The sequence below is a fragment of the Stenotrophomonas sp. NRRL B-14846 genome, assembly GCF_050473585.1.
Lineage (GTDB): Bacteria > Pseudomonadota > Gammaproteobacteria > Xanthomonadales > Xanthomonadaceae > Stenotrophomonas.
Genome location: NZ_JBFLUN010000023.1, coordinates 184,536 through 205,984, shown reverse-complemented (window position 1 = coordinate 205,984; position 21,449 = coordinate 184,536). Strand labels below are relative to the sequence as shown.

General features: G+C 68.1%; 14 protein-coding genes. 9 read left to right on the top strand and 5 right to left on the bottom strand.

The window, feature by feature from the left end:
* Positions 1 to 979: 979 nt before the first annotated feature.
* Positions 980 to 2,395 carry a DEAD/DEAH box helicase gene (locus tag AB1281_RS22785; RefSeq protein WP_046428694.1) on the top strand — a complete coding sequence of 472 codons (1,416 nt, stop codon included), beginning with the start codon at positions 980 to 982 and terminating at the stop codon, positions 2,393 to 2,395.
* Between the two features lie 682 nt (positions 2,396 to 3,077).
* Here AB1281_RS22785 and AB1281_RS22780 read toward each other — a convergent pair.
* Both AB1281_RS22780 and AB1281_RS22775 read right to left on the bottom strand, forming a co-directional pair.
* On the bottom strand, positions 3,078 to 5,672 hold the full coding sequence (locus AB1281_RS22780; protein WP_430347126.1) for a M14 family zinc carboxypeptidase: 2,595 nt from the start codon (positions 5,670 to 5,672) through the stop codon (positions 3,078 to 3,080).
* Between the two features lie 74 nt (positions 5,673 to 5,746).
* Positions 5,747 to 8,386, bottom strand: a complete 2,640-nt coding sequence (locus AB1281_RS22775) for a TonB-dependent receptor plug domain-containing protein (RefSeq protein WP_430347125.1) — start codon at positions 8,384 to 8,386, stop codon at positions 5,747 to 5,749.
* A gap of 192 nt (positions 8,387 to 8,578) precedes the next feature.
* Here AB1281_RS22775 and queD point away from each other — a divergent pair, with 192 nt between their 5' ends.
* Together queD and AB1281_RS22765 are read left to right on the top strand one after the other, a co-directional pair.
* Positions 8,579 to 8,941: a 6-carboxytetrahydropterin synthase QueD gene (queD, locus tag AB1281_RS22770; protein ID WP_049444904.1), complete on the top strand. Its 363-nt coding sequence runs from the start codon at positions 8,579 to 8,581 to the stop codon at positions 8,939 to 8,941.
* A 116-nt stretch (positions 8,942 to 9,057) separates the two neighbouring features.
* Complete coding sequence (locus AB1281_RS22765) at positions 9,058 to 9,405, top strand: phasin family protein (RefSeq protein ID WP_430347124.1); 348 nt, start codon at positions 9,058 to 9,060, stop codon at positions 9,403 to 9,405.
* A gap of 663 nt (positions 9,406 to 10,068) precedes the next feature.
* Here the strand turns inward: AB1281_RS22765 and asnB are convergent.
* On the bottom strand, positions 10,069 to 11,970 hold the full coding sequence (gene asnB / locus AB1281_RS22760; protein WP_430347123.1) for an asparagine synthase (glutamine-hydrolyzing): 1,902 nt from the start codon (positions 11,968 to 11,970) through the stop codon (positions 10,069 to 10,071).
* A gap of 349 nt (positions 11,971 to 12,319) precedes the next feature.
* Here asnB and AB1281_RS22755 point away from each other — a divergent pair, with 349 nt between their 5' ends.
* Positions 12,320 to 13,009: a winged helix-turn-helix domain-containing protein gene (locus AB1281_RS22755; protein ID WP_010484092.1), complete on the top strand. Its 690-nt coding sequence runs from the start codon at positions 12,320 to 12,322 to the stop codon at positions 13,007 to 13,009.
* Entirely contained in the window at positions 13,006 to 14,352 is a 1,347-nt protein-coding gene (locus AB1281_RS22750) for an ATP-binding protein (RefSeq protein ID WP_430347122.1), read from the top strand. The genes AB1281_RS22755 and AB1281_RS22750 overlap by 4 nt, the downstream gene beginning before the upstream one ends.
* On the opposite strand, the gene AB1281_RS22745 is transcribed toward AB1281_RS22750, so the two are convergent.
* Together AB1281_RS22745 and AB1281_RS22740 are read right to left on the bottom strand one after the other, a co-directional pair.
* Complete coding sequence (locus AB1281_RS22745) at positions 14,349 to 15,818, bottom strand: sensor histidine kinase (RefSeq protein ID WP_075675456.1); 1,470 nt, start codon at positions 15,816 to 15,818, stop codon at positions 14,349 to 14,351. The two genes, AB1281_RS22750 and AB1281_RS22745, sit on opposite strands and share 4 nt — an antisense overlap.
* Complete coding sequence (locus AB1281_RS22740; protein WP_014645826.1) at positions 15,815 to 16,534, bottom strand: response regulator transcription factor; 720 nt, start codon at positions 16,532 to 16,534, stop codon at positions 15,815 to 15,817. The genes AB1281_RS22745 and AB1281_RS22740 overlap by 4 nt, the downstream gene beginning before the upstream one ends.
* 144 nt (positions 16,535 to 16,678) lie before the next feature.
* Between AB1281_RS22740 and msrB the strand changes: the two genes are divergently transcribed.
* The 4 genes from msrB to AB1281_RS22720 all read left to right on the top strand — a co-directional run bounded on the left by msrB (position 16,679) and on the right by AB1281_RS22720 (position 21,436).
* Positions 16,679 to 17,251, top strand: coding sequence for a peptide-methionine (R)-S-oxide reductase MsrB (gene msrB / locus AB1281_RS22735; protein WP_014035865.1), 573 nt, complete (start codon positions 16,679 to 16,681; stop codon positions 17,249 to 17,251).
* 2 nt (positions 17,252 to 17,253) lie between these two features.
* Positions 17,254 to 19,023: a cytochrome c biogenesis protein DipZ gene (locus tag AB1281_RS22730; protein ID WP_430347121.1), complete on the top strand. Its 1,770-nt coding sequence runs from the start codon at positions 17,254 to 17,256 to the stop codon at positions 19,021 to 19,023.
* 14 nt (positions 19,024 to 19,037) lie between these two features.
* Positions 19,038 to 19,775, top strand: a complete 738-nt coding sequence (msrA, locus tag AB1281_RS22725) for a peptide-methionine (S)-S-oxide reductase MsrA (RefSeq protein WP_430347120.1) — start codon at positions 19,038 to 19,040, stop codon at positions 19,773 to 19,775.
* A gap of 212 nt (positions 19,776 to 19,987) precedes the next feature.
* The gene (locus tag AB1281_RS22720; RefSeq protein ID WP_430347119.1) at positions 19,988 to 21,436 is read left to right on the top strand and encodes a PLP-dependent aminotransferase family protein; all 1,449 of its coding nucleotides are present in this window, start codon (positions 19,988 to 19,990) and stop codon (positions 21,434 to 21,436) included.
* The last annotated feature ends 13 nt before the right edge of the window (positions 21,437 to 21,449 follow it).

Below are 21,449 nucleotides of genomic sequence, written 5' to 3'. Positions count from 1 at the left end.
GGGCAAACAAGTTTCAAGTGTAATCAAATCTGCGGCGGCGCCAAGCTGCAGCGCGGCATCGGCCCACCCTACCGCAGGAGGGGGTTCGGCAGGGCTTGCAGCCCTGCACCCGCAGAGGCCAGGGCCACGGCAACGGCAACGTCAAAAGCGGCTCTGGCTTTCTGCTGGTTGGGCGGGGCGGTGTGGGCCGGCAGGACACGCCGTAAACCCCGCTCCGCGGTCCGGCCCAGCCGCTGGCGGCTGTGCGTTCGGGCGCTTGCGAAGCAGTGCTTCGCAAGCAAAGCGCCCTCACCCATGGGGGCTCGATGGCGCCATCCATGGCGCCAACGGTCCTACCCACCCACACCGCCCCACCCCCGACAGATCCCCGCGGCGGCTGTTGGTGGGTGCCGACCGTTGGTCGGCACATCTGTCAGATATCGAATGAAATTTTGGGGTCAGATCGTTTTCCTGCGGAAAACGATCTGACCCCAAAAGCATTTCCAACAGATCGCGGAAAACTGTCGAAGGCGGGGTGGGTCCGGTGGCAGGGGCGTGAGCCGCATGGATGCGGCGACCGAGCTTACATGGACGTACTTGCAGCGTCCCCTGCCACCGGACCCACCCCGCCATCCCTCAGGAAACCAGCTTTTGACGTTGACGCTGACGTTGCTCCGGCCTCTGCAGGTGCAGGGCGCAGCCCTGCAGAGAGCCCCCCTACCTGAACAGGCCTTTTTGCGTGAAGTCTCAAATATCGTTTAGACTTGAGGGGTCTGCAGCGGCCGTCCGTTTCCCTCCGGGATCGCCGGCGACCAGGGTCCGCCCTCTTCGCCCGCCCCCACTCCGACGCCGTTCGTCACGCATTCCAGCCTGCGCTTCGTGCCGGCTGCACCCAATTCTCGCAGCGCGGTTCACGGGAACGCTCCGAGTCAGCCGATCAGTTTGATCTGCCCCCGTCTGTCCGTTCGGACAGGCGTTTCTTGTACTTGGAGCAAACTCAATGTCTTTTGAATCGCTGGGCCTGGCGCCCTTCCTGCTGCGCGCGCTCGCCGAGCAGGGCTACGAAAACCCGACCCCGATCCAGCAGCAGGCGATCCCGCTGGCGCTGGCCGGTCGCGACCTGCTGGCCGGCGCACAGACCGGTACCGGCAAGACCGCTGCCTTCGGCCTGCCGCTGCTGCAGCACCTGGGCACCGCCTCGCAGGAAGTACGTGCCGGCCCGCGCAAGCCGCGTGCGCTGATCCTGGCCCCGACCCGCGAACTGGCTACCCAGGTGCATGACAGCCTGCGTGGCTACAGCAAGTACCTGCGCATCCCCAGCGCCTGCATCTACGGCGGCGTCGGCATGGGTAACCAGCTGGACATCCTGCGCCGTGGCGTGGACCTGCTGGTGGCCTGCCCGGGCCGCCTGATCGACCACCTTGAGCGTCGCAGCGTCGACCTGTCCGGCATCGAAGTGCTGATCCTGGACGAAGCCGACCGCATGCTCGACATGGGCTTCCTGCCGTCGATCAAGCGCATCCTGGCCAAGCTGCCGAAGCAGAACCGCCAGACCCTGCTGTTCTCGGCCACCTTCGAGGACAACATCCGCCAGCTGGCGCTGGAGTTCATGCGCAACCCGGAACAGATCCAGGTGACGCCGAAGAACACCGTGGCCGAGACCATCACCCACCGTGTGCACCCGGTCGATGCCGGCCGCAAGCGCGACCTGCTGCTGCACCTGCTGGCGCAGGACAGCCGCGAGCAGACCCTGGTGTTCGCCCGCACCAAGCACGGCAGCGACAAGCTGGCCACGTTCCTGGAAAAGTCGGGCATCAAGACCGCGGCGATCCACGGCAACAAGAGCCAGGGCCAGCGCCTGCGTGCGCTGGGTGACTTCAAGGCCGGCCGCGTGACCGTGCTGGTGGCCACCGACATCGCCGCGCGCGGCATCGACATCAACGAGCTGCCGAAGGTGATCAACTTCGACCTGCCGATGGTGGCCGAGGACTACGTGCACCGCATCGGCCGCACCGGCCGCAACGGCGCGACCGGCCAGGCGATTTCGCTGGTGGCGCAGGACGAAGTGAAGCTGCTGCGCGCGATCGTGCGCCTGCTGGGCCGCGACATGGACATCCGCGATGTGCCGGGCTTCGAGCTGCAGACGCCGATCCGCTGGGGCAACAGTGCGCCGGGCAAGGCCGAGCACGATACCGGCGAGCGCGCACCGCGCAAGAGCCACGCGCGCCGTCCGCACGGTGATGCACCGCGCCACGCGCATGCCGGCCCGAAGAAGGCCGGTGGTGGCCGTCGTGAGGGCGGTGGCAATGGCCAGCAGCGTGCAGGCGCCGGTCAGGGCCAGCGTCGTGGCGGAGGCGGCAATGGTGGCGGCCGTGGCCGCGGCCAGGGTGGCAACGGCGGCGGTCGCGCCGGCTGATCACAGCTGACAGCTGTTGTGCTTCCCGCCGCGCGGGAGGCTATCGGGGGACGGCGCTGACGCGCCGTCCTTTTTTGTTACTGGCTACCGGGTGATGAAGCATGCGGTGGCAGTACCGAGGGCGGATGAGCATGGGGACAGCGCAGAACACGCTGTAAATACGTCCATGTAAGCTCGATGGCGCCATCCATGGCGCCAACGGTTCTGCGCTGTCCCCATGCCCATCCGCTTCAAGCATTGCCTGCGCCTTCTTCTCCCGCCGGGTAGCCGGGCGAAGAAAGATCAAGATCAAGATCAAGTTCAAGAGCAAGTGCTGATGCTTTTGCTTTTGCTTTTGCCCTTGCTCCCGCCTTGGGTTTGATGCGTCCGCGCCCGCAGGAAACTGTCGTGGGAGGCAGGGGGCCTCAGCCAGGACCGTTGGCGCCATGGGCCCGAGGCATGCCTCGGGCGGGTTAGGCAGGACGCCCAACCCCGGCCTTGCCGTGTGCGCAGGACAGCGCACACGAGCAAGGCGCCATCGAGCCCCCAGGGGTGAGGGTGCTTTGCTTGCGAAGCACTGCTTCGCAAGCGCCCGAACGCACAGCCGCCAGCGGCTGGGCCGGACCGCGGAGCGGGGTTTACGGCGTGTCCTGGCTGAGGCCCCCTGCCTCCCAAACCCAGCAACAACTCGGCGCCAAACGCCTCAACCCCGCGCCTTACTCGGATTCACCAGATTCCCGAAGAAGATCGCGTTGATCAGCAACCGATCCGTCCCGTGCCAATACTTGCGATGCGCCGGATCATCGGCAAACAGCACCACGTTGCCCTGCCCCTGCGCCGACAGCAGCAGCCACGCGCTGCCCGCCACCCGCGTGCGATTGCGCTCGGACAGATAGCCATTCACCCGCGGCGGCGTGTCGATGCGTACCACCGTCGAGAACGGATTCGCACTCGGCTGCAGCGTCACCGTGTTTTCCTTGTTGATCGCCAGCTGCCGGCGTGGCACGCCAAACGCCAGCGGATGGCTGGTATCCACGTCGGCACTGAGGATGTTGCCGCTGACCCGCTCGATCGCGGCGATGTCGCGCTGGTCGCCGAACGCGCGACGGCTTTCGTCAGCAGCGTCTTCTTCCTTGCCGAGCTTCTCGCCGTCGGCCAGCTTCTGTTCGATCGCCCACTTCGAGGCACTGCCATAGGTCACCAGTGAACCACCGGCCTGCACCCAGCGCTTCAGTGCAGCCACCGCCGTGGCATCGATGCCTGTGTAGGTTCCACCGGACAGCACGATGGTGGTGTAACGATCCAGCGGTGCTTTGCCCAGCTGCTGTGGATCGAGCTTGCTGGCGGGCAACCGCAGCTGCTGGTCCAACAGGAACCAGGCCGAGCCGATCTCGGTGGCGGCCACGCCCTCGCCCATCACCAGCGCAACCGCAGGTTTGCGCAGCGCTTTGACGCCATCACTGCCGAGGTCGATGCCCTCGCGGCTGCGGCCGCTGGACAGCGCGTGCACCTGCACACCGGCAGCACGCGCGGCAGACGTGACTGCTTCAAGCAACGCTGTACCCCGCAGAGGTTGCCCGGCCACCGGAATCACCAGGCTGCCGGCGGCGAAGCTGACCTCGCCCTGCGTGGTCGCGGTGGTGAACGGCTGGAATGCCGCGCGTGCATTCACGCCCTTGTCCTGCAGCGCGGCCAACGCGCGTCCGGCGTTGTAGTCGCGCCAGTCGATCGCGTAGGCGAATCCGGCCTGGCCGCCCAGCACGGCGCTCTGCCCCGCCGGCAGCGCGGCCACGCGTGCGCCGCCGTCGATGCGACTGCGGCTGCCCGCAAAGGCCACGCCGTAGGCCGGTGCGATCGCGTAGCTGGTGCTGCCGTAGAACACATCGCCCTTGATCGGCGGCGTCTCGGCAAAGATCGAATGCACCAGGCGGAACTGCGCCTGCTGCACCGGCACCACGTAGGCGCTGCCGGCATCGAAGCGCTGGCCATCGACAGTGACATCACGATCCAGTGCGCGCACCTCGATGCGATGCAGCAGCAACAGTTCCAGCAGGCGGCGGGTCAGGGCCGGGTCATGCACATCACCGAACACGAAACTCTTCACCGGCTGCTGCGCGGCCTGCTTCAGTGCGCTCTGGAAGAACTGCTTCTGCAGGTCGAACAGGCCGCTGCGCTCGGTCACTGCGCCACGCACCGTGCCCAGCCCGGTAGCGACCTGGTTGCGGATGGTGAACGGGAAGGTCAGCAGGCCGTTCACCGATTCCTGCACGCGGCCGCGCGAGCTGGCCTGCTCGACGGTAACGCCGACCGCGCCATGGAAGTCCGGGTAGGTGGAGCCGTAGACCGGCGAGAAGTTGTCGAAGTTCTCGCCGGTGTAGTACAGCGAGCCCAGCGCATCCAACGCCTGCGCGTGGTACTTGGCCAGGGTTTTGTTGAATTCATACGACGCCGCTGGAATCAGCGGGCTGTGCATGCTCTTCGGCGACGGTTCGAAGTAGTAGGTGCTGTCCTTTCCCATCTCGTGGAAGTCGATCTGCACGTTCGGGTACCACTGGTGGAACACCTCCACCTTCGGCCGCGAGTCCTGCTGGGTCAGGGCCAGCCAGTCGCGGTTGAGATCGGTGAAGTAGTGGTTGGTGCGGCCCTGCGGGAATGGCTCGACGTGCTCCTTGTCGGCCGGGTCGGCCGAGGCCGGTTCGGAGGCCCAGGCGTTGTGCCAGTTGGCGGCACGATCGCGGCCATCCGGGTTCTGCGCCGGGTCGAACAGCACCACCGCCTGCTGCAGCCACTGCTGGGTTTCTGCGCTGCGGTTGGCCACCAGGTAGTAGGCGGTCAGCATCGCTGCCTCGGCACTGGAGGTCTCGTTGCCATGCACGCTGTAGCCCAGCCACACCACCACCGGGCTGTCGCCCGCCACGCTGCGCGGCTGTGCCGGATCGGCCAGGGTCGCGTGCTGCTGGCGGATCTGCTCCAGCCGCCCATGATTGCCCGCAGCAGTGACTGTGGCGATCAGCAACGGACGGCCTTCATAGCTGCGGCCGATCTCGCGCACGCTGATCTTGTCCGAGTGTCTGGCCAGCTCCTGGAAATACGCCACCAGCTGGTCGTGCCGGGTGTAACGGCTGCCGATCGGATAGCCGAGGAACTGCTCCGGCGTGGGCACGGCGGTATCGAACGCCGCTGCGTCGGCCACCTGCGGAAAGAAGTAGGCGCTCTGTGCCTGCACCGGCTGCGGTGGGGACAGTGCGGCGGCGACGGCAAGCAGCAACGGAAGAACGGCACGGCGATGCAAGGACACGGTGACTCCCCTGGAACACAACGGCAGACGGTCGCGCGGCCGGTCCGTGCAGGTGACCGGCCGCGGCGGATGGATCAGAAGCGGTAATCGAAGCCCAGCGTGAAGTAGCGGCCGCGCAGGTCGTACTGGCTGAAGTCGTACGGCGCGCGGATGCCCGGGAACGAGGCGTCGTACGGCGGCGTCTTGTCGGCCAGGTTCTGCACCTTGGCGTACACGGTCAGCTTGTCGATGCCGGTGTAGGCCAGGTACAGGTCGTACTGGCTGTAGCTGCCGACACGCTGCTGCACGGCCTTGGCGGCGGTGCTGGCTTCCTGGCGGTAGCCGCTGGTGTAGTACCAGGTGACCGCTGCGTTGAAGTCGCCGTACTTCCAGTCCAGCGTGGTGGTGGCCTTGTCCTTGGGCAGGGTCGCGCCGAGGTTGCTGCCGGCGTAGTCGACCAGCGGGCCGCCGACCACGGTCGGGCGACGGTAGTCGCGCACGTGGGTGTAGGCCGAGGACACGGTGAAGTCACCCAGCGCAGCGGTCGGGATGCGCTGGCGCAGTTCAACGTCGATGCCCGAGGTCTTCAGCTCGCTCAGGTTCTGGTAGCGGTTGTAGACCGCCTGCAGCTTGCCGCGCTCGTCGCGCTGCACGGCACCGGCCACGTTGTCGTTGACCAGGGTCTGGGTGTTGTTGGTGCCGACCAGGTTGTCGAGCTGGATGCGGTAGTAGTCCACGCTCAGGTTGGTGTTGGCCCACGGCGACAGCACCACGCCGAAGTTCACGCTCCTGGTGCGCTCGGGCTTCAGTTCGTTGTTGCCAACGGTGAAGAAGGTCGGGTTCTGGCGCGAGCCCGGTACGTCCGGATCACGCGGATCGACCACGCTGCCGTAGGCGATGCTGGTGCTGTTGGAGTTTTCCGACAGCGACGGTGCGCGGAAGCCCTTCGACGCCGAGGCACGCACCAGCAGGAAGTCGAGCGGCTGCCAGCGCAGGCCGATCTTCGGCGAGAACGCATCGCCGAAGTCGTCGTAGTGATCGGCACGCGCGGCCGCGGACAGCTCCAGGGTCGAGGCCAGCGGCACGTTCACTTCGGCGTAGGCGGCACTGACCTGGCGCTGGCCATGTACTTCGGCGATGGCCGGGCGCACCTGCAGGCCGGCATCGATCTGCCACGGGTTGTTGGAATCGAGCTTCTCGCGGCGCCACTCGGCACCGGCGGCGAAGCCGATCTCGCCGGCCCAGGTGTGGCCCAGGCTGCCGGAAATCTTCGCGTCGACGCCCTGCAGCTTGGACTCGGCCGGGCGCAGCGTGGCGATGTTGATCGAATCACGCACCGACTGCGGCGTGGCCGACGGGTCCAGCAGGTTGTAGCTGCCGGTGGCCAGTGCATCGGCCAGCGCCCAGCGGTTGGCGAAGCCACCGGACACACTCTCGCGCTCGCTGCTGCGCGCACCGAATGCGGCCACTTCCCAGTCCCAGTTGGCAGTGGTGCCGCGCAGGCCGAACACGCCGCGATAGGCGGTGGAGCGGTTGGTCTTGATCGTGCCGCCGAGGTCGAAGAAGGTGTATTCGATCGGGATCGCGCGGCCGTACGGGTTGTACGGATTGTTGGCCGGCAGCAGCGATGACACCGGCTCGGCCAGGCCGCTGTTCGCGTTCAGTGCGAAACGGCCACTTTCCAGGGTGAAGAACGGGCTGCTGCCGAACCACGCGGCGCTCTTGATCTGGCTGTACAGCACTTCGCCGAAGGCTTCGACATTGTCGTTCAGGCGGAAGGTGCCGTTGGCATAGGCCTGGTAGCGCTTGGTCGAGGGGATCAGCGTGGTGAACGGTGCCTGGTTGAAACCGCAGGTATCGCCGGCCAGGCCGTCGATCGGCGCGCTGGCGACGCGGGTGGTACCGGCCGGGCAGTTGCCGTTGGCGTCGAGCATCGGCACCGACACGCCGTTGACCAGATAGCGCGCGCCCTTGGCCGACCAGCCGTTCCAGCGGCCACCGGGCTTGTCGGTGTAGATGCCGCTCTTGGTCAGGTTGCGCTCGTCCTGGTCCAGGCGCTCGCGGTTGTAACCCTGCAGGCTGAAGAGGATGTTGTAGCCATCGGTGTCGAGATCACCGAGGCCGCCGACGAACTTCAGGTTCTGCTCGTGCAGGCCGCCCTGGTCGGCACCGCCGAAGCTGCCGCCGATCTCGGCGCCTTCGAAGTTCTGCCGGGTGATGATGTTGACCACGCCGGCCACGGCGTCGGAGCCGTACACCGCCGAGGCGCCGTCCTTGAGCACTTCGATGCGCTCGACCGCGACCAGCGGCAGCGCGTTGAGATCGACGAAGGTGTCGGACAGGCCACCGGCCGGGAAGCCGTAGTTGGCCAGGCGGCGGCCGTTGAGCAGCACCAGCGTGTTCTTCTGCGACAGGCCACGCAGGCCGATGCCGGCCGAGCCGGAGGCCCAACCGTTGTTGGTGGTTTCGTTGCTGGCGTTGCCGGTATTGGCCGAGATCGAACGCAGCACATCGGCCACGGTGGCCTTGCCGGTCTGTTCCAGCTGCTGGCGACCGATCACCTGCACCGGGTTGGAGGCTTCGGTATCGGTGCGCTTGATGTTGGAACCGGTGACGCGCACGGCGGCCAGGGTGCTGGCTTCGCCACTGGCGTCGGCGGAGGTTTCGGCGGCGGCGGACAAAGGCGCGGCCAGAGCGACGGCCAGGGCCGCCACGAGCAGGGTGTGCTTGGGCATGACGATGTGGGGGAGGTGGTAAGGGCGACGAAGTTCCGCAGTAGTCCATGCCTGGCCGGGGCCCGGCCAATAACATCTCTTCATACGGATATAAGAGAAACTATCATCTCTTCATCCGGATGGAAAGGCTTTCTTCACGAAAGCCCAACCTCCGCTCAGGCTGCCCGGCGGCCTGCGGCGTACAATCGCGGCATGGAAATCTTCAAAGTCTTCATGCTCGAGGCGGCGCACCGCCTCCCCAACGTGCCGCCGGGGCACAAGTGCGCGCGCCTGCACGGCCACTCGTTCCGGGTGGAACTGAAGGTCGAGGGCGAACCCGGCGCGCAGACCGGCTGGATCATGGACTTCGGTGACGTGAAGGCGGCCTTCCAGCCGATCTACGACCGCCTGGACCATCACTACCTCAATGACATTCCCGGCCTGGAGAACCCGACCAGCGAGAACCTGGCGGTGTGGATCTGGAACGAGCTCAAGCCGAGCCTGCCGGCGCTGAGCGAGATCACCGTGCACGAAACCTGCACGTCGGGGTGCCGTTACCGCGGCCCGGCGGCCTGATCAACCCATTGATCTGAAAGGTTTTCCAAAGGCGCCTTGGGCGCCTTTGTTATTTTTGTTGCATTGCCGCATCAAGGGCGTATGCTGCATTGCATCAAGCCACTCCCTGATGCCCCATGGCCGCCGCCTTCAGCGATCGCTTCAGTGATGCCACCCGCCAGCTCGCCGCCGCGGCAACGCGTGCGAACAGGTTGGCGTTGGAGAACGCGGAAAGCATGTTCGGCGTGCAGCTGAAGGTGATGGAGCGCAACCTGACCGCGACCGGCGGCTGGCTGGGTGAACTGGCCCGCGGCGAGGATGCGGCCGGGACGCTCTCCAAGGGCGCGCAGCTGTGGCAGGACAACCTGCAGCGGCTGGGCCAGGCCCAGCAGGACGTGGTCGGTCTCGGCCTGCAGGCCAGCAAGGCGTGGTCCGATCTGGTGCAGGGCTACAACGAATCAACGGCGGACGCGAACAACCACTGACGCGACGCAACGCTCATTGCGTGGGTCCCTCCCCCCACGCAATCCGGACCCGGCAGATCCCTCCCTCTGCCGGGTCTTTTTTTGCCTGGCGTTCGGATTCCAAAGCACTTCTTCGCCTGGACTCTCTGCGAGCTGAAGGGCCCCGCCGGGGTGGGCAGGGGCCTGGGCAAATGTCCCCCGGTGCCGGCCGTTGGCCGTCACCTCCTCCTTTACTTTGCCCAGACCCCTGCCCGCCCCGACGAGGCTCGGCTTACGGTGAGTAGAGCGCAGCGCTCGCGGCAGCCTCTCAATGAGGCGCCGACGAACTCCGAACGCAGAACACACCGCCACAAGCGCGTCTTCGTCTGGACTCTCCGCCCGCTGATGGGCCCCGCCGGGGCAGGCAGGGGCCTGGGCAAATGTCCCCCGGCGCCGGCCGGTGGCCGTCACCTCCTCCTTTACTTTGCCCAGACCCCTGCCCACCCCGACGAGGCTCGGCGTGCGGTGAGGAGAGCGCAACGCGCGCGGGCGACTTTCAACGAGGCGCCGACGAACTCCGAACGCAGGGCGGAGGCCCTTGCGTACGAAGTAAAGGGGGAGGTGACGGCCAACGGCCGGCGCCGGAGGACATTCGTAGGCAAGGGCCTCCGCCCTGCGCCACGCAGAACACACCGCGAAGGAACCTCAGCGCCCGCGACCACCGTGCCAGTGCTGGTGCCACGCCTGGAACATCAGCACGTTCCACAGGTGCGTGTGCCACTTGCGCTCGCCACGCAGGAACGCCTCCCAGATACCGCGCACGCGTGCCACATCGAAGCAGCCCTGGTTGCGCAGCAGCTGCGGGTCCAGCAGCGCCTCCGCCCAGTCGCGCAACGGACCGGCCAGCCAGCGCGCCATCGGCGGACCGAAACCGCGCTTGGGGCGATACACCAGCGGTTCCGGCAGGTAGCGCGCCAGCAGGTGCTTCAGAATCAGCTTGTGCTCGCCATCGTGGTACTTCAGATGCTGCGGCAGCCGCCAGGCCAAACGCACCACTTCCATGTCCAGCAGCGGCGCACGGGTTTCAACGCCCGCCGCCATGCCCGCGCGATCAACCTTGGCCAGGATGCCCTCGGCCAGGTCCATGCGGAAATCCAACAGCTGGATGCGCGCCTCGGCCGGCAGCGCCGTGTCCTGCTGCTGGAAGATCGTCACCGGCTCACGCGCACCCAGCACCACCTGCGCCGGTTGCCGCCAGCGGGTCACGCGCTGCAGGTAATGACCTTCCACATCGTTGGCAGCCACCTCAGCCACCAGTGCGCGCCAGCCACCGAGGCGGCCACGCTCGACGTTCATGCGGTTGCCGCTGCGCCGCGCCAGATCGCGTACCCAGTCCGGCAGGCCACCACACAGGCGCGCATTGCGCAGCGCGCGGCCATAGCTGGGGTGGCCGAAGAACAGTTCATCGCCACCGTCACCGGTCAGTGCAACCGGCTTGCGCGCCCCCAGCAGTTCACTGGCCAGCAGCGTCGGCAGCTGCGAGGCGTCGGCGAAGGGCTCGCACCAGACTTGCGGCAGGCGCTGCAGCAGGTCCAGGCCCTGGCGCGCGTCCATCCGGTGCAGGTGGTGCTGCACACCCAGGTGGCGCGCGACCTGCGACGCCCAGTCGCTCTCGTCATGCCCCGGATCGTCGAAGCCGACCGTCCACGCCTCGATCGGCAGGGTCGATTGTGCCTGCATCATCGCCGTCACCAGCGAGGAGTCGGTGCCGCCGGACAGGAACGCGCCGCACGCCAGGGGCGAGTGCATGCGTGAAGCGATGGCCTTCTGCAGTACCGCTTCGAGCTGGTCGGTGGCCTGTTCCAGGCTCGGCGCCGGCTGCAGCGGCTCCTGCAGTGCGCTCTGCATCGCGTCGCGTGCGCACCAGTAGCGCGTTCCCCCCTGCGCCGCCTGGCTGGAGCAACCCGCGGCATGGTCGCTGAGATCAATGCGCAGCATCGCGCCCGCCACCAGCTTGTGGATGCCACGGTAGATGGTGTGCGGCGCCGGCACATAGTCGTGGCGCAGCAGCAGGCTAAGCGCATCCTGGTCGATGCTCGGCGCGAAGCCGGCGAAGGCCTGCAGCGCCTTCAACTCGGAGGCGAACAGGAACTGGCCCTGGTACCAGCCGTAATACAGCGGTCGCTCGCCCACCGGATCGCGGGCCAGCCACAGCACGCGCGACTCGCGGTCCCAGACACTGAAGCCGAACGCGCCTTCGATACGGGACAGTGCCCGCTGCACGCCCCATTCGACGATCGCCTGCAGCAGCAGCCGCGCATCGCTGCAGCTGCGGGGCAGATCGCGCAGCTGCGCCTGCAGGTCGCCGCGGTTGTATAGGCGGCCGTCCAGGCACAGCACGTAGCGACCGCAGTCCGAGCTCAGCGGCTGCAACGGCGTATCGGTCGGCGCCCGGCAATGGCCCAGCGCGAGGCCGGCCTCGGCGTCGGTCCAGTAGCCGATGCGGCCACGCCCACGCTGCTGCAGGGCGCGCAGCATCGGGGCCAGCTGCTGTAGCAGCTGCTCGTCTTCGGCGGGCGGCAGCCAGGCCCCGACCACGCCGCTCATCGGAAGCCTCCGCACTGGCAGCGGCGGGACGGGTTCGGCAGGCAGGGGGCGGCGGGCGACATGGGGACGGCACGCGGAGCGGAGGAGACTCCATGCTCGGCCCCGGGCTGCGCGGCGTCAGTCGCTTTGCTGTCAGCGATCGTCACCAGCCGTATCACGAAGGTAACGTTTTGTAACAGCAACAGGCTATGCTGGACGCCAAGTTGTTGCCGGGACTGAGACCCGGCCCGTGCGCCAGCAACCCCGGCTGAATGGCGCCCGCCCCCGGGACCCGGGCGGCCCGAAGGCTGGGATAGCATCGCCGCGCTCGTGCCGTGGCGGTACGTTTGCGCCCACGGAGGCCTTGGAAATGCTGGATATCGTACTGGTCGAAGACGATGCCCGCCTGGGAACGATGGTCAGCGACTACCTGCAACGGCATGGCTACCAGGTGGCCCACGAGCGCAGCGGCGAGCGCGCAGTGGCCCGGATCCTGGCCGAGAAGCCGGCGCTGGTGCTGCTCGATGTCGGCCTGCCCGACCAGGATGGTTTCGAAGTGTGTCGGCAGATCCGACCCCATTATGACGGCATCATCTGCGTGCTGACCGCCCGCACCGACAACATCGACCAGGTGCTGGGCCTGGAACTGGGGGCCGACGATTACATCGGCAAACCCATCGAACCGCGGGTGCTGCTGGCCCGCCTGCGTGCCCACCTGCGCCGCCATCGCCGGGTCGAGCCGCGTGACGGCAGCCTGCGCTTCGGCGAGCTGAACATCGACCCGTCCACCCGCAACGTGCACCTGCAGGGCGGCCTGCTGGAGCTGACCACGGCCGAGTTCGACCTGCTGTTCCTGCTGGCCAGCAACGCCGGCCAGATCCTGGACCGCGATGCGCTGCTGCGCGGCCTGCGTGGCATCGCCTTCGACGGCCTGGACCGTTCGATCGATGCCCGCATCTCGCGCCTGCGCCGCAAGCTGGGCGACAACCCCGAGCAGCCGGAACGGATCAAGACCGTCCGTGGCCGCGGCTACCTGTTCAGCCGCTCGGCATGGGGATGAAGCGCACGCCCTCGGCGATGCGCGGCCACGCCTTCCACTTCCTGCGCTACGGCATCGGTTTCCTGGTCGCCCACCTGTTGTTGATCGTGCTGGGCCTGTGGGCCTGGGATGCTCTGCTGGAAGACCGCACGGAAGCCGGTCTTCAGGCCGAGATGCGCGGCACCCATGCGCTGCTGCAGCACCGCTTCGCCGAAACCCCGCGCGAGCAGTGGCCGGCACTGGCGCGCGAACTCGACGCCGATTTCGCCTACGCGCTGCGCATGGTGCCGCTGGCCGAGGCGGTGAAGGAGCTGCCGGCCAGCCAGCGCCCGCCGTTCAACAACGGCCGCGTGCAGATCGACCTGGAGCACATGCGCAGCCTGCAGCGGATCGGCGACAGCGACTACGCGGTGATGCTGGGCCCGTTGGATGAAGCGCTGCCGGACGAGGGCTGGCAGGACAGCGAAGTATCCGGCGTGGCGATCCTGCTGCTGATCCTGATGGTGGCGGTGGCACTGCCGATGTACGTGATGGTCTACCGGCTGTGGCGCGACGTTTCGCAGTTGGCCCAGGCCGCGCGGCAGATGCGCGACGGCCAGCTGGATACCCGCGCGCCGCGTGCCGGTACCGCGCTTGTGCGTCCGTTGGCCAACGCCTTCAACCACATGGCCGAGCAGCTGCAGCAGCTGCTGGAAAGCCAGCGCGTGCTGGCCCAGGCGGTGGCGCACGAGGTGCGCACGCCGTTGGCACGGATGCGTTTCGGCCTGGCCGACCTGGAAGACACCGCGCTCGACGATGTGCAGCGCGATGCGCTGGGCGGTCTGCGCACCGATGTCGATCGGCTGCAGCACCTGACCGATGCCGGCGTCGAATACGCCGCACTGGGCCGCTGCCATCAACTCACCCGCCAGCGCCTGCAGCTGGCGGCGCTGGTGCGCGGCGTGGTGGCCCAGTTCGCACCGTTGCCGATGCCGGTGCAGCAGGCGTTGTCACCCGTGGGCCTGGTCAACGTCAACCGGCACATGCTGGAACTGGCGCTGCGCAACCTGCTCGGCAATGCGCTGCGTTACGCGCGCCGGCAGATCCGCATCGCCAGCACGGTCAATGACGGCTGGCTGTGCGTGCAGGTGGAGGACGACGGCCCCGGCATCGCGCCGGAACTGCGCGGCCAGGTGCTGCAACCGTATGTGCGGCTGGACCCGGGCAGCCCCGGTTTCGGCCTCGGCCTGGCGCTGGTGCAGGTGGTGGCCGACAAGCATGGCGGCCATGTCGAGGTGACCGATTCGGAGCTGGGCGGCGCCTGCATCCGCCTGCACCTGCCGCTGGAAACCGGCGGTGTCGTGGAGGGCGACGCGGTCTGCTAGACCGCCGGTTCCGCGCGCGGTAGGGCAAACACGAACAGCGCGCCTCGTTCGCTGTCGCGCAGTTCGATACGGCGGCCATGCAACTGCACGATGCGCTGCACGATCAACAGGCCCAGTCCGCCGTTGTCGCCACGCCGCGCGCCGAGCGCGGCCGGTGCCTGGAACAGCTGGGTACGCAGCGCCGGCGCCACCCCGGGGCCATCATCGGCAACACTGACCTCCACGCTGTCGGGGGTCGCGCGCAGGCGCACCTCGATCTGGCCACCGTCGGGCGCATGCCGCAGCGCGTTGTCGAGCAGATTGGTCAGCACCCGCTCGACCAGGCCCAGGTCGGCGCGGACCAGCGGCAGGCCGGGTGGAAATGCCGCGTGCAGCTGCTGGCCGCGCGCCTGCGCCGCCAGTTCGAACTTCTGCAGCACGTCCTGCAGCAGCTCCGGCAGCGCGAACACTTCCCACTCCAGACGCACTTCGCCGTGCTCCAGCCGCGCCAGCTCGAACAGCGCGCGTGCCAGCCGGCCGACCTTGGCGCTCTGCGCCAGCGCAATGCCGAGATAGCGGCGGCGCTCGTCCGGTGACAGCGTGGCGTCCTTCAACGCCAGCGTTTCCAGGTAGCCGTGCAGCGACGACAACGGCGTGCGCAGGTCGTGCGAGATGTTGGCGACCAGCTCACGGCGCTGCAGGTCCTGCTGGCGCAGCTGCTGCCACTGCTCGCCCAGCCGCTGCGCCATCTGCGCGTGCGCATGTTCGAGGATCACCAGTTCGTCGCGCTCACCGGGGCGCAGCGGCTCCGGCGGCGGCAGTGGCGTGGGCGCATCGATGTCGAAGGCCTGGATCCGCCGGGTCAGCCGCCGCAACGGGCGCGTCACCCAGTAGAACGCCACCAGCCCGGCAAACAGGCCGAGGCCGCCGACCAGCACCACCGACCACAGCGTGGTGTTCCACTGGCTGCCGGCGGCAAGATCATCGGAGAGCATCTGCCGGTGCTCGCCGACCAGCACCACGTACACATAGCCAGCCGGCCGGCCCTGCACGATCAATGGTGCGGCGCTGAACACCTTGCGGCCGTCCGCGCTGCGCGGGTCATCGCCGAGGATCGGCAGTGGCGCACCCGACAGCAGGCGGCGCAGCGGTGCCACGTCCACCCGGTTGCGCACCAGATGGCCACTGGGCGCATCGTGACCGAGGATGCGGCCCTGGTCGTCCAGCAGGTAGACCTCGACGCTGGGATTGACCGCCATCAACTGGCCGAACAACGCGCGCACCGCGGCATCGCGCATGCCGCTGGTGTCCATCAGTTCGCTGCGCTGGGCGATGTGCTCGGCCAGGCCCAGCGACAGCCGCTGCACCACCTCCTGCTCATGGCGGGTATTGGCGCGCATCTGCAGCGCCAGCAGCGCCATGCAGCACATCAGCATCAGCGCGGCGGTCACCACCGCCAGCTTCTGCCACAGGTTGGGCTTGATCATGCCGCCGCCCCGGCCGGGTCGACCAGCTTGTAGCCGCGGCCCCACACCGTCAGCAACCGCCGTGGGTTGGCCGGGTCGGGTTCGATCTTGCTGCGCAGGCGGTTGATGTGGGTGTTGACCGTATGCTCGTAGCCATCGTGCTGGTAGCCCCAGACCTGGTTGAGCAGTTCCATGCGCGCGAACACCTGGTCCGGATGACGGGCGAAGAACAACAGCAGATCGAACTCGCGCGGGGTCAGCTCCAGCGTGTTGCCATCCACCGAGGCGGTGCGCGCGACCGGATCGAGCTGCAGCCCACCCAGCTCGATCGCGCCGGCATCGATGCGCGCGCTCTGCGCCATCGCCTCGGCGCGGCGCAGCAGCGCGCGCACCCGTGCCACCAGTTCCGGCATCGAAAAGGGTTTTGCCAGGTAATCGTCCGCGCCCAGTTCCAGGCCGACGATGCGCTGCGTTTCGCTGCCGCGCGCGCTGATGATGATGATCGGGACATACCGTGCCATCGCGCGTGCACGCTGGCACACCTGCAGCCCGTCCACGCCGGGCAGCATCACGTCCAGCACCAGCGCATCCCACGGGCCGTCCTGCTCGAGCAGGCGCAGGCCGGCATCGCCGCTGGCGGCATGGGCGACGTCGTAACCCTCATCGCCCAGATGCATGCGCAGCAGGTCGGCGATGTGGGCATCGTCTTCAACGATCAGCACGCGTTTGGTGGACATCGGCAGCTCGGGGCCAGTGGGGAGGCTGGCTGCATTGTGGCGCGGGACGGCCGCCGATACCTCACGAAAAATTGAATCCTGCGTGAGGATTCGTTGACCCGGGCGGGCGCAGCATGGCCCCGTCGCCCCTTCCCGGAGTCCGCCATGTCCCTCTCCCGCCGCCATCTGCTGGGCCTGGGCGGTGTTGCCACCGCCGCCGGGCTGCTCGGCCTGGGGGCCTGCAGCCGCGCCGCCCCGGCCGCCGCCGAAGCGCGTCCGTCGCGACAGTTCGAGGTCATGCACAGTGATGCCGAGTGGCGCCAGCGCCTGACCCCGGCGCAGTACGCGGTGCTGCGCCAGCAGGCCACCGAACGGCCGTGGAGCAGCCCGCTCAACAAGGAACACCGGCAGGGCACCTTCGCCTGCGCCGGCTGTGCACTGCCGCTGTTCTCCTCCTCCACCAAGTTCGAGAGTGGCACCGGCTGGCCCAGTTTCTGGGCGCCGCTGCACAACGCCATCGGCGAAGACCGCGACGTCACCTTCGGGATGCTGCGGGTGGAGGTGCATTGCCGCCGCTGCGGCGGCCATCTCGGCCATGTGTTCAACGATGGGCCACGCCCGACCGGGCTGCGCTACTGCATGAACGGTGCGGCGATGGTGTTCGTTCCCGGTGCCACTGATGGCACTGCCGACGGCTGGCGGGTACCGGTCGGTTCTTCCACTGCTTCCGGAGCCTGACCATGCTGCTGTTGCTGCTTGCCTATCTGGGGGGCGCGCTGACCCTGCTCAGCCCCTGCATCCTGCCGGTGCTGCCGTTCGTGTTCGCGCGTGCCGACCGTCCGTTCCTGCGCAGCACGCTACCGCTGCTGCTGGGCATGGCGCTCACCTTCACCGTGGTCGCCAGCCTGGCCGCGGTGGGCAGCCAATGGGTGGCGCAGGCCAACCAGGTCGGACGCTGGATCGCCCTGCTGCTGATGGCGCTGTTCGCGGTCGCCCTGCTCTGGCCACGGCTGGCCGACCACCTGCTGGCACCGTTCCAGCGCGTGGGTGCCCGCCTGAGCGCGCGCGCCGACGCGGCGGATGCCGCGGGGCACGGCGGCGCGTGGACCTCGCTGCTGATCGGCATCGCCACGGGCCTGCTGTGGGCACCGTGCGCCGGGCCGATCCTCGGCCTGGTGCTGACCGGCGCCGCCCTGCATGGCGCCAGCGTCGGCACCACTGCGCTGCTGCTGGCCTATGCACTGGGTGCGATCACCGCGCTGGCGCTGGCGGTGTGGATCGGCGGCCGGGTGTTCCGCGCGATGCAGGCGCGGCTCGGCCTCGGCGATGTCCTGCGCAAGGTGCTGGGTGTGGGCGCGCTGCTGGCCGTCGTGGCGATCGGCCTCGGCTGGGATACGGGCCTGCTGACCCGCTTGTCCACGGTCAGCACCGCGCGCATCGAGCAGAGCCTGCTGGACGCAGTACCCGGCGCGCAGCCGGCGGCACCGCCGATGATGATGATGGCCGGCGCCAATGCCGGTGCCGATGCACCGCTGCCGGTGGAGGGCACCCTGCCCGCGCTGGACGGTGCCACCGGCTGGCTCAACAGCCCGCCGCTGAGTGCACAGCAGCTGCGCGGCAAGGTGGTGCTGGTCGATTTCTGGACTTATTCCTGCATCAACTGCCTGCGCGCGATGCCGTTCGTGCACGAATGGGAGCGACGCTACCGCGACCACGGCCTGGTGGTCGTCGGCGTGCACACGCCGGAGTTCGCCTTCGAGCGCGACCCACGCAACGTGATGAAGGCGGTGCAGCAGCTGAAGGTCGAGTACCCGGTGGCCCTCGACAACCAGTACACGATCTGGCGCGCCTTCAACAACCGCTACTGGCCGGCGCAGTACTTCGTCGACGCGCAGGGCAACATCCGCGGCCACCAGTTCGGCGAGGGCAACTATGCGCGCTCGGAACAGATGATCCGTCGCCTGCTGACCGAAGCCGGGCAGACCAACCTGCCGCCACCGGCCGATCCCGCTGCCGCCGACCTGAAGGGCGTGGCCGTGCAGGCCGACATGGGCAACCTGCGTTCGCCGGAAACCTACCTGGGCCACGCCCGCGCCGAGCAGTTCGCCTCGCCCGGCGGGCAGCGCAGAGACACCGCGTTCGACTACACGCTACCGGCCGCCCTGGCGTTGAACCAATGGGGACTGTCCGGGCGCTGGACCGTCACCGACGAGGCCGCACAGCTGCACCAAGCCGGTGGCCGCATCGCCTTCCAGTTCCACGCACGCGACCTGCACCTGGTGCTGGCACCGAGCGAGGACGGCAGGCCAGTGCGCTTCCGCGTCTGGCTGGACGGCAAGCCGCTGCCCGCCGCCGATGCCGGCAGTGATGTCGGCACCGATGGCAGCGGCGTGGTCGACGAGCACCGCCTGTACCAGCTGGTCCGCCAGCGCGGCACGGTCGGCCCGCACCGCTTCGAGATCGAATTCCTCGATGCGGGCGTGCAGGCCTATGCCTTCACCTTCGGTTGAACCGGGAGGACACCATGAAACTCTCCTTTGAACAGGGCATCGCCGCCGGTGTCGCCGGATTGGTGGCTGCCGCATTGATCACCGGCGTGCTGCTGGTCGACCACAGCGCGGTCGCGGCACCGGTCGAGGCCAGCGCGCAGGTCAAGACGCTACCTGCGCCTAGCGGCGACGCCGCGTTCCGCGATGACGCCACCCATGCCAGCGTGGTGTTCGCCGGTGGTTGCTTCTGGGGCGTGCAGGGCGTGTTCCAGCACGTCAAGGGCGTGAGCAATGCGGTGTCCGGCTACATCGGTGGCAGCGCGGCCAACGCGCACTATGAGCGCGTCAGCGGTGGCCAGACCGGTCATGCCGAAGCCGTGAAGATCGACTACGACCCGCGCCAGGTCAGCTATGGCCAGCTGATGCAGGTGTTCTTCTCGGTAGTGCATGACCCGACCCAGCTCGATCGACAGGGGCCGGACCACGGCAGCCAGTACCGCTCGGCGATCTTCAGTGACGACGCACGCCAGCAGGCTGCCAGCCGCGCCTACATCGCCCAGCTCGGCCAGGCCGGCAGCTACCGCGCGCCGATCGTCACCCAGCTGGTCAGCGGCCAGCGCTTCTACCCGGCCGAGAGCTACCACCAGAACTACATGAGCAACTACCCGCAGGCGGCCTACATCCGCTACTACGACGCACCGAAGCTGGCCGCGCTGGGCAAGCAGTTCCCGGCGCTGTACCGGCGCGACGCGGCGCTGGTGCCGATGCGCTGACGCTCCGGGTGGTGCCGGCCGCTGGCCGGCAACCGCGCCGTTCCGGATCTGGGGATTGCCGGCCAGCGGCCGGCACTACCTGAAAAAAAAGACGCACGGCCATCCAGCCATGCGCTTGGGAAGTATCGGCCGTGCCCCGATCAGGCCCGGCCGACAACGACATGCTAGGCTCGCCATCATCATGGGTACAGCACCAGATGGCGGGAAATTCGATGGATACAGATGACCAGAGCGCGATGATCCCACCCCGCTACCAACGGCTGTCCGACGAACTGGCCGAGGCCATCCACGGCGGACGCCTCCCGGTCGGCAGCCGCCTGCCTTCGCTGCGGCAGATGGCCTTGCAGCGCAGGCTCAGCCTGAACACGGTGATTGCCGCCTATCGCCAACTGGAGGACGCCGGCCTGGTCATTCCGCGGCCCAAAGCCGGCTTCGAGGTGGCGCCGCGATTGTCGGTGCCGGAGCGTTCGCTGCGTGATACCCCGTCCGCACCCACCGCGCCGCTGCAGCAGGTGTTGATGGCTCGCGTGCTGGAGGCACAACGTCGCCCCGGTGTGATCGACCTGGCCTTCGCCGGTCCGCGCGGGCGCCAGTTCTATCCGGGCGCGCAGCTGGCCCGGCACACCGCGCAGGTGCTGCGCCACGGCCAGCAGACGGTGGAGACCTACGCGCGCCCCAACGGCTCGCCACGGCTGCTGGCGCAGATCGTGCGGCGTGGGCCACGCATGGGCCTGCATACCCACAGCGAACGCCTGCTGCTGACCCATGGTGCGATGGAGGCCCTGCAGCTGGCGCTGCGCGCGGTCACCCAGCCCGGTGATGCGGTGGGCATCGAGGCGCCGTCCTACTTCAACCTGTACCCCCTGCTGGCCAACCTCGGCCTGCAGGCCATCGAGCTGCCCACCCATCCGCAGCACGGCCTGGATGTGGATGCGCTGGATGCGCTGCTGGAACACACGCCGCTGGCCGCGCTGGTGGTGATGCCGACCGTGCACAACCCGCTGGGCTGCACCATGCCGACCGCCGCCAAGCAGCGCCTGGCCGAGCTGGTCAACGCACGGCAACTGCCGCTGATCGAGGATGCGGTGTACGCCGAGCTGCAGTTCTGCGAACCGCCGGCGCCGTTGCTGAAGGCCTTCGATCGCGACGGCTGGGTGATGGTGGTCGGAGGTTTCTCCAAGACACTGGCACCGGATTACCGCATCGGCTGGTTGGATGGCGGCCGCTTCGCCGAGCGCATCGCGCTGCTGAAATTCCAGTCCACCGGTGGCGAGCCGCAGCTGCTCGGCGATGCGGTGGCGGCGTATCTGGAAGCCGGCAGCTACGAGCATCACCTGCACCGCATGCGCCGGCTGTACCGCGAACAGGTGGGACGGCTGCGCCAGCTGGTGGCAGAACACTTCCCGATAGGCACCCGCGCCACCGAACCGCAGGGCGGCTTCCTGCTGTGGCTGGAACTGCCCGGCGTGGATACACGCGAGCTGTTCGAGCGTGCATTGCAGGAGGACATCGTGTTCATGCCCGGCCAGGTCTATTCACGTGGCGCGCGCTACCGCCACTGCCTGCGGCTGTCGTGCTGCCAGACGCTGGACGCACGCTTCGTCGGCGCAGTGGAGCGGCTGGGTGCGATCGCGCGGGAGCTGGCGGCTGCAGCACGGTAGTGCCGGCCGCTGG

What these genes read in the sequence shown, in the direction of transcription:
- AB1281_RS22785 (WP_046428694.1), top strand. Translation starts at nt 980, where the DNA reads ATGTCTTTTGAATCGCTGGGCCTGGCGCCCTTCCTGCTGCGCGCGCTC.
- AB1281_RS22775 (WP_430347125.1), bottom strand. Translation starts at nt 8,386, where the DNA reads ATGCCCAAGCACACCCTGCTCGTGGCGGCCCTGGCCGTCGCTCTGGCC.
- queD (WP_049444904.1), top strand. Translation starts at nt 8,579, where the DNA reads ATGGAAATCTTCAAAGTCTTCATGCTCGAGGCGGCGCACCGCCTCCCC.
- AB1281_RS22765 (WP_430347124.1), top strand. Translation starts at nt 9,058, where the DNA reads ATGGCCGCCGCCTTCAGCGATCGCTTCAGTGATGCCACCCGCCAGCTC.
- asnB (WP_430347123.1), bottom strand. Translation starts at nt 11,970, where the DNA reads ATGAGCGGCGTGGTCGGGGCCTGGCTGCCGCCCGCCGAAGACGAGCAG.
- AB1281_RS22755 (WP_010484092.1), top strand. Translation starts at nt 12,320, where the DNA reads ATGCTGGATATCGTACTGGTCGAAGACGATGCCCGCCTGGGAACGATG.
- AB1281_RS22750 (WP_430347122.1), top strand. Translation starts at nt 13,006, where the DNA reads ATGAAGCGCACGCCCTCGGCGATGCGCGGCCACGCCTTCCACTTCCTG.
- AB1281_RS22745 (WP_075675456.1), bottom strand. Translation starts at nt 15,818, where the DNA reads ATGATCAAGCCCAACCTGTGGCAGAAGCTGGCGGTGGTGACCGCCGCG.
- AB1281_RS22740 (WP_014645826.1), bottom strand. Translation starts at nt 16,534, where the DNA reads ATGTCCACCAAACGCGTGCTGATCGTTGAAGACGATGCCCACATCGCC.
- msrB (WP_014035865.1), top strand. Translation starts at nt 16,679, where the DNA reads ATGTCCCTCTCCCGCCGCCATCTGCTGGGCCTGGGCGGTGTTGCCACC.
- AB1281_RS22730 (WP_430347121.1), top strand. Translation starts at nt 17,254, where the DNA reads ATGCTGCTGTTGCTGCTTGCCTATCTGGGGGGCGCGCTGACCCTGCTC.
- msrA (WP_430347120.1), top strand. Translation starts at nt 19,038, where the DNA reads ATGAAACTCTCCTTTGAACAGGGCATCGCCGCCGGTGTCGCCGGATTG.
- AB1281_RS22720 (WP_430347119.1), top strand. Translation starts at nt 19,988, where the DNA reads ATGGATACAGATGACCAGAGCGCGATGATCCCACCCCGCTACCAACGG.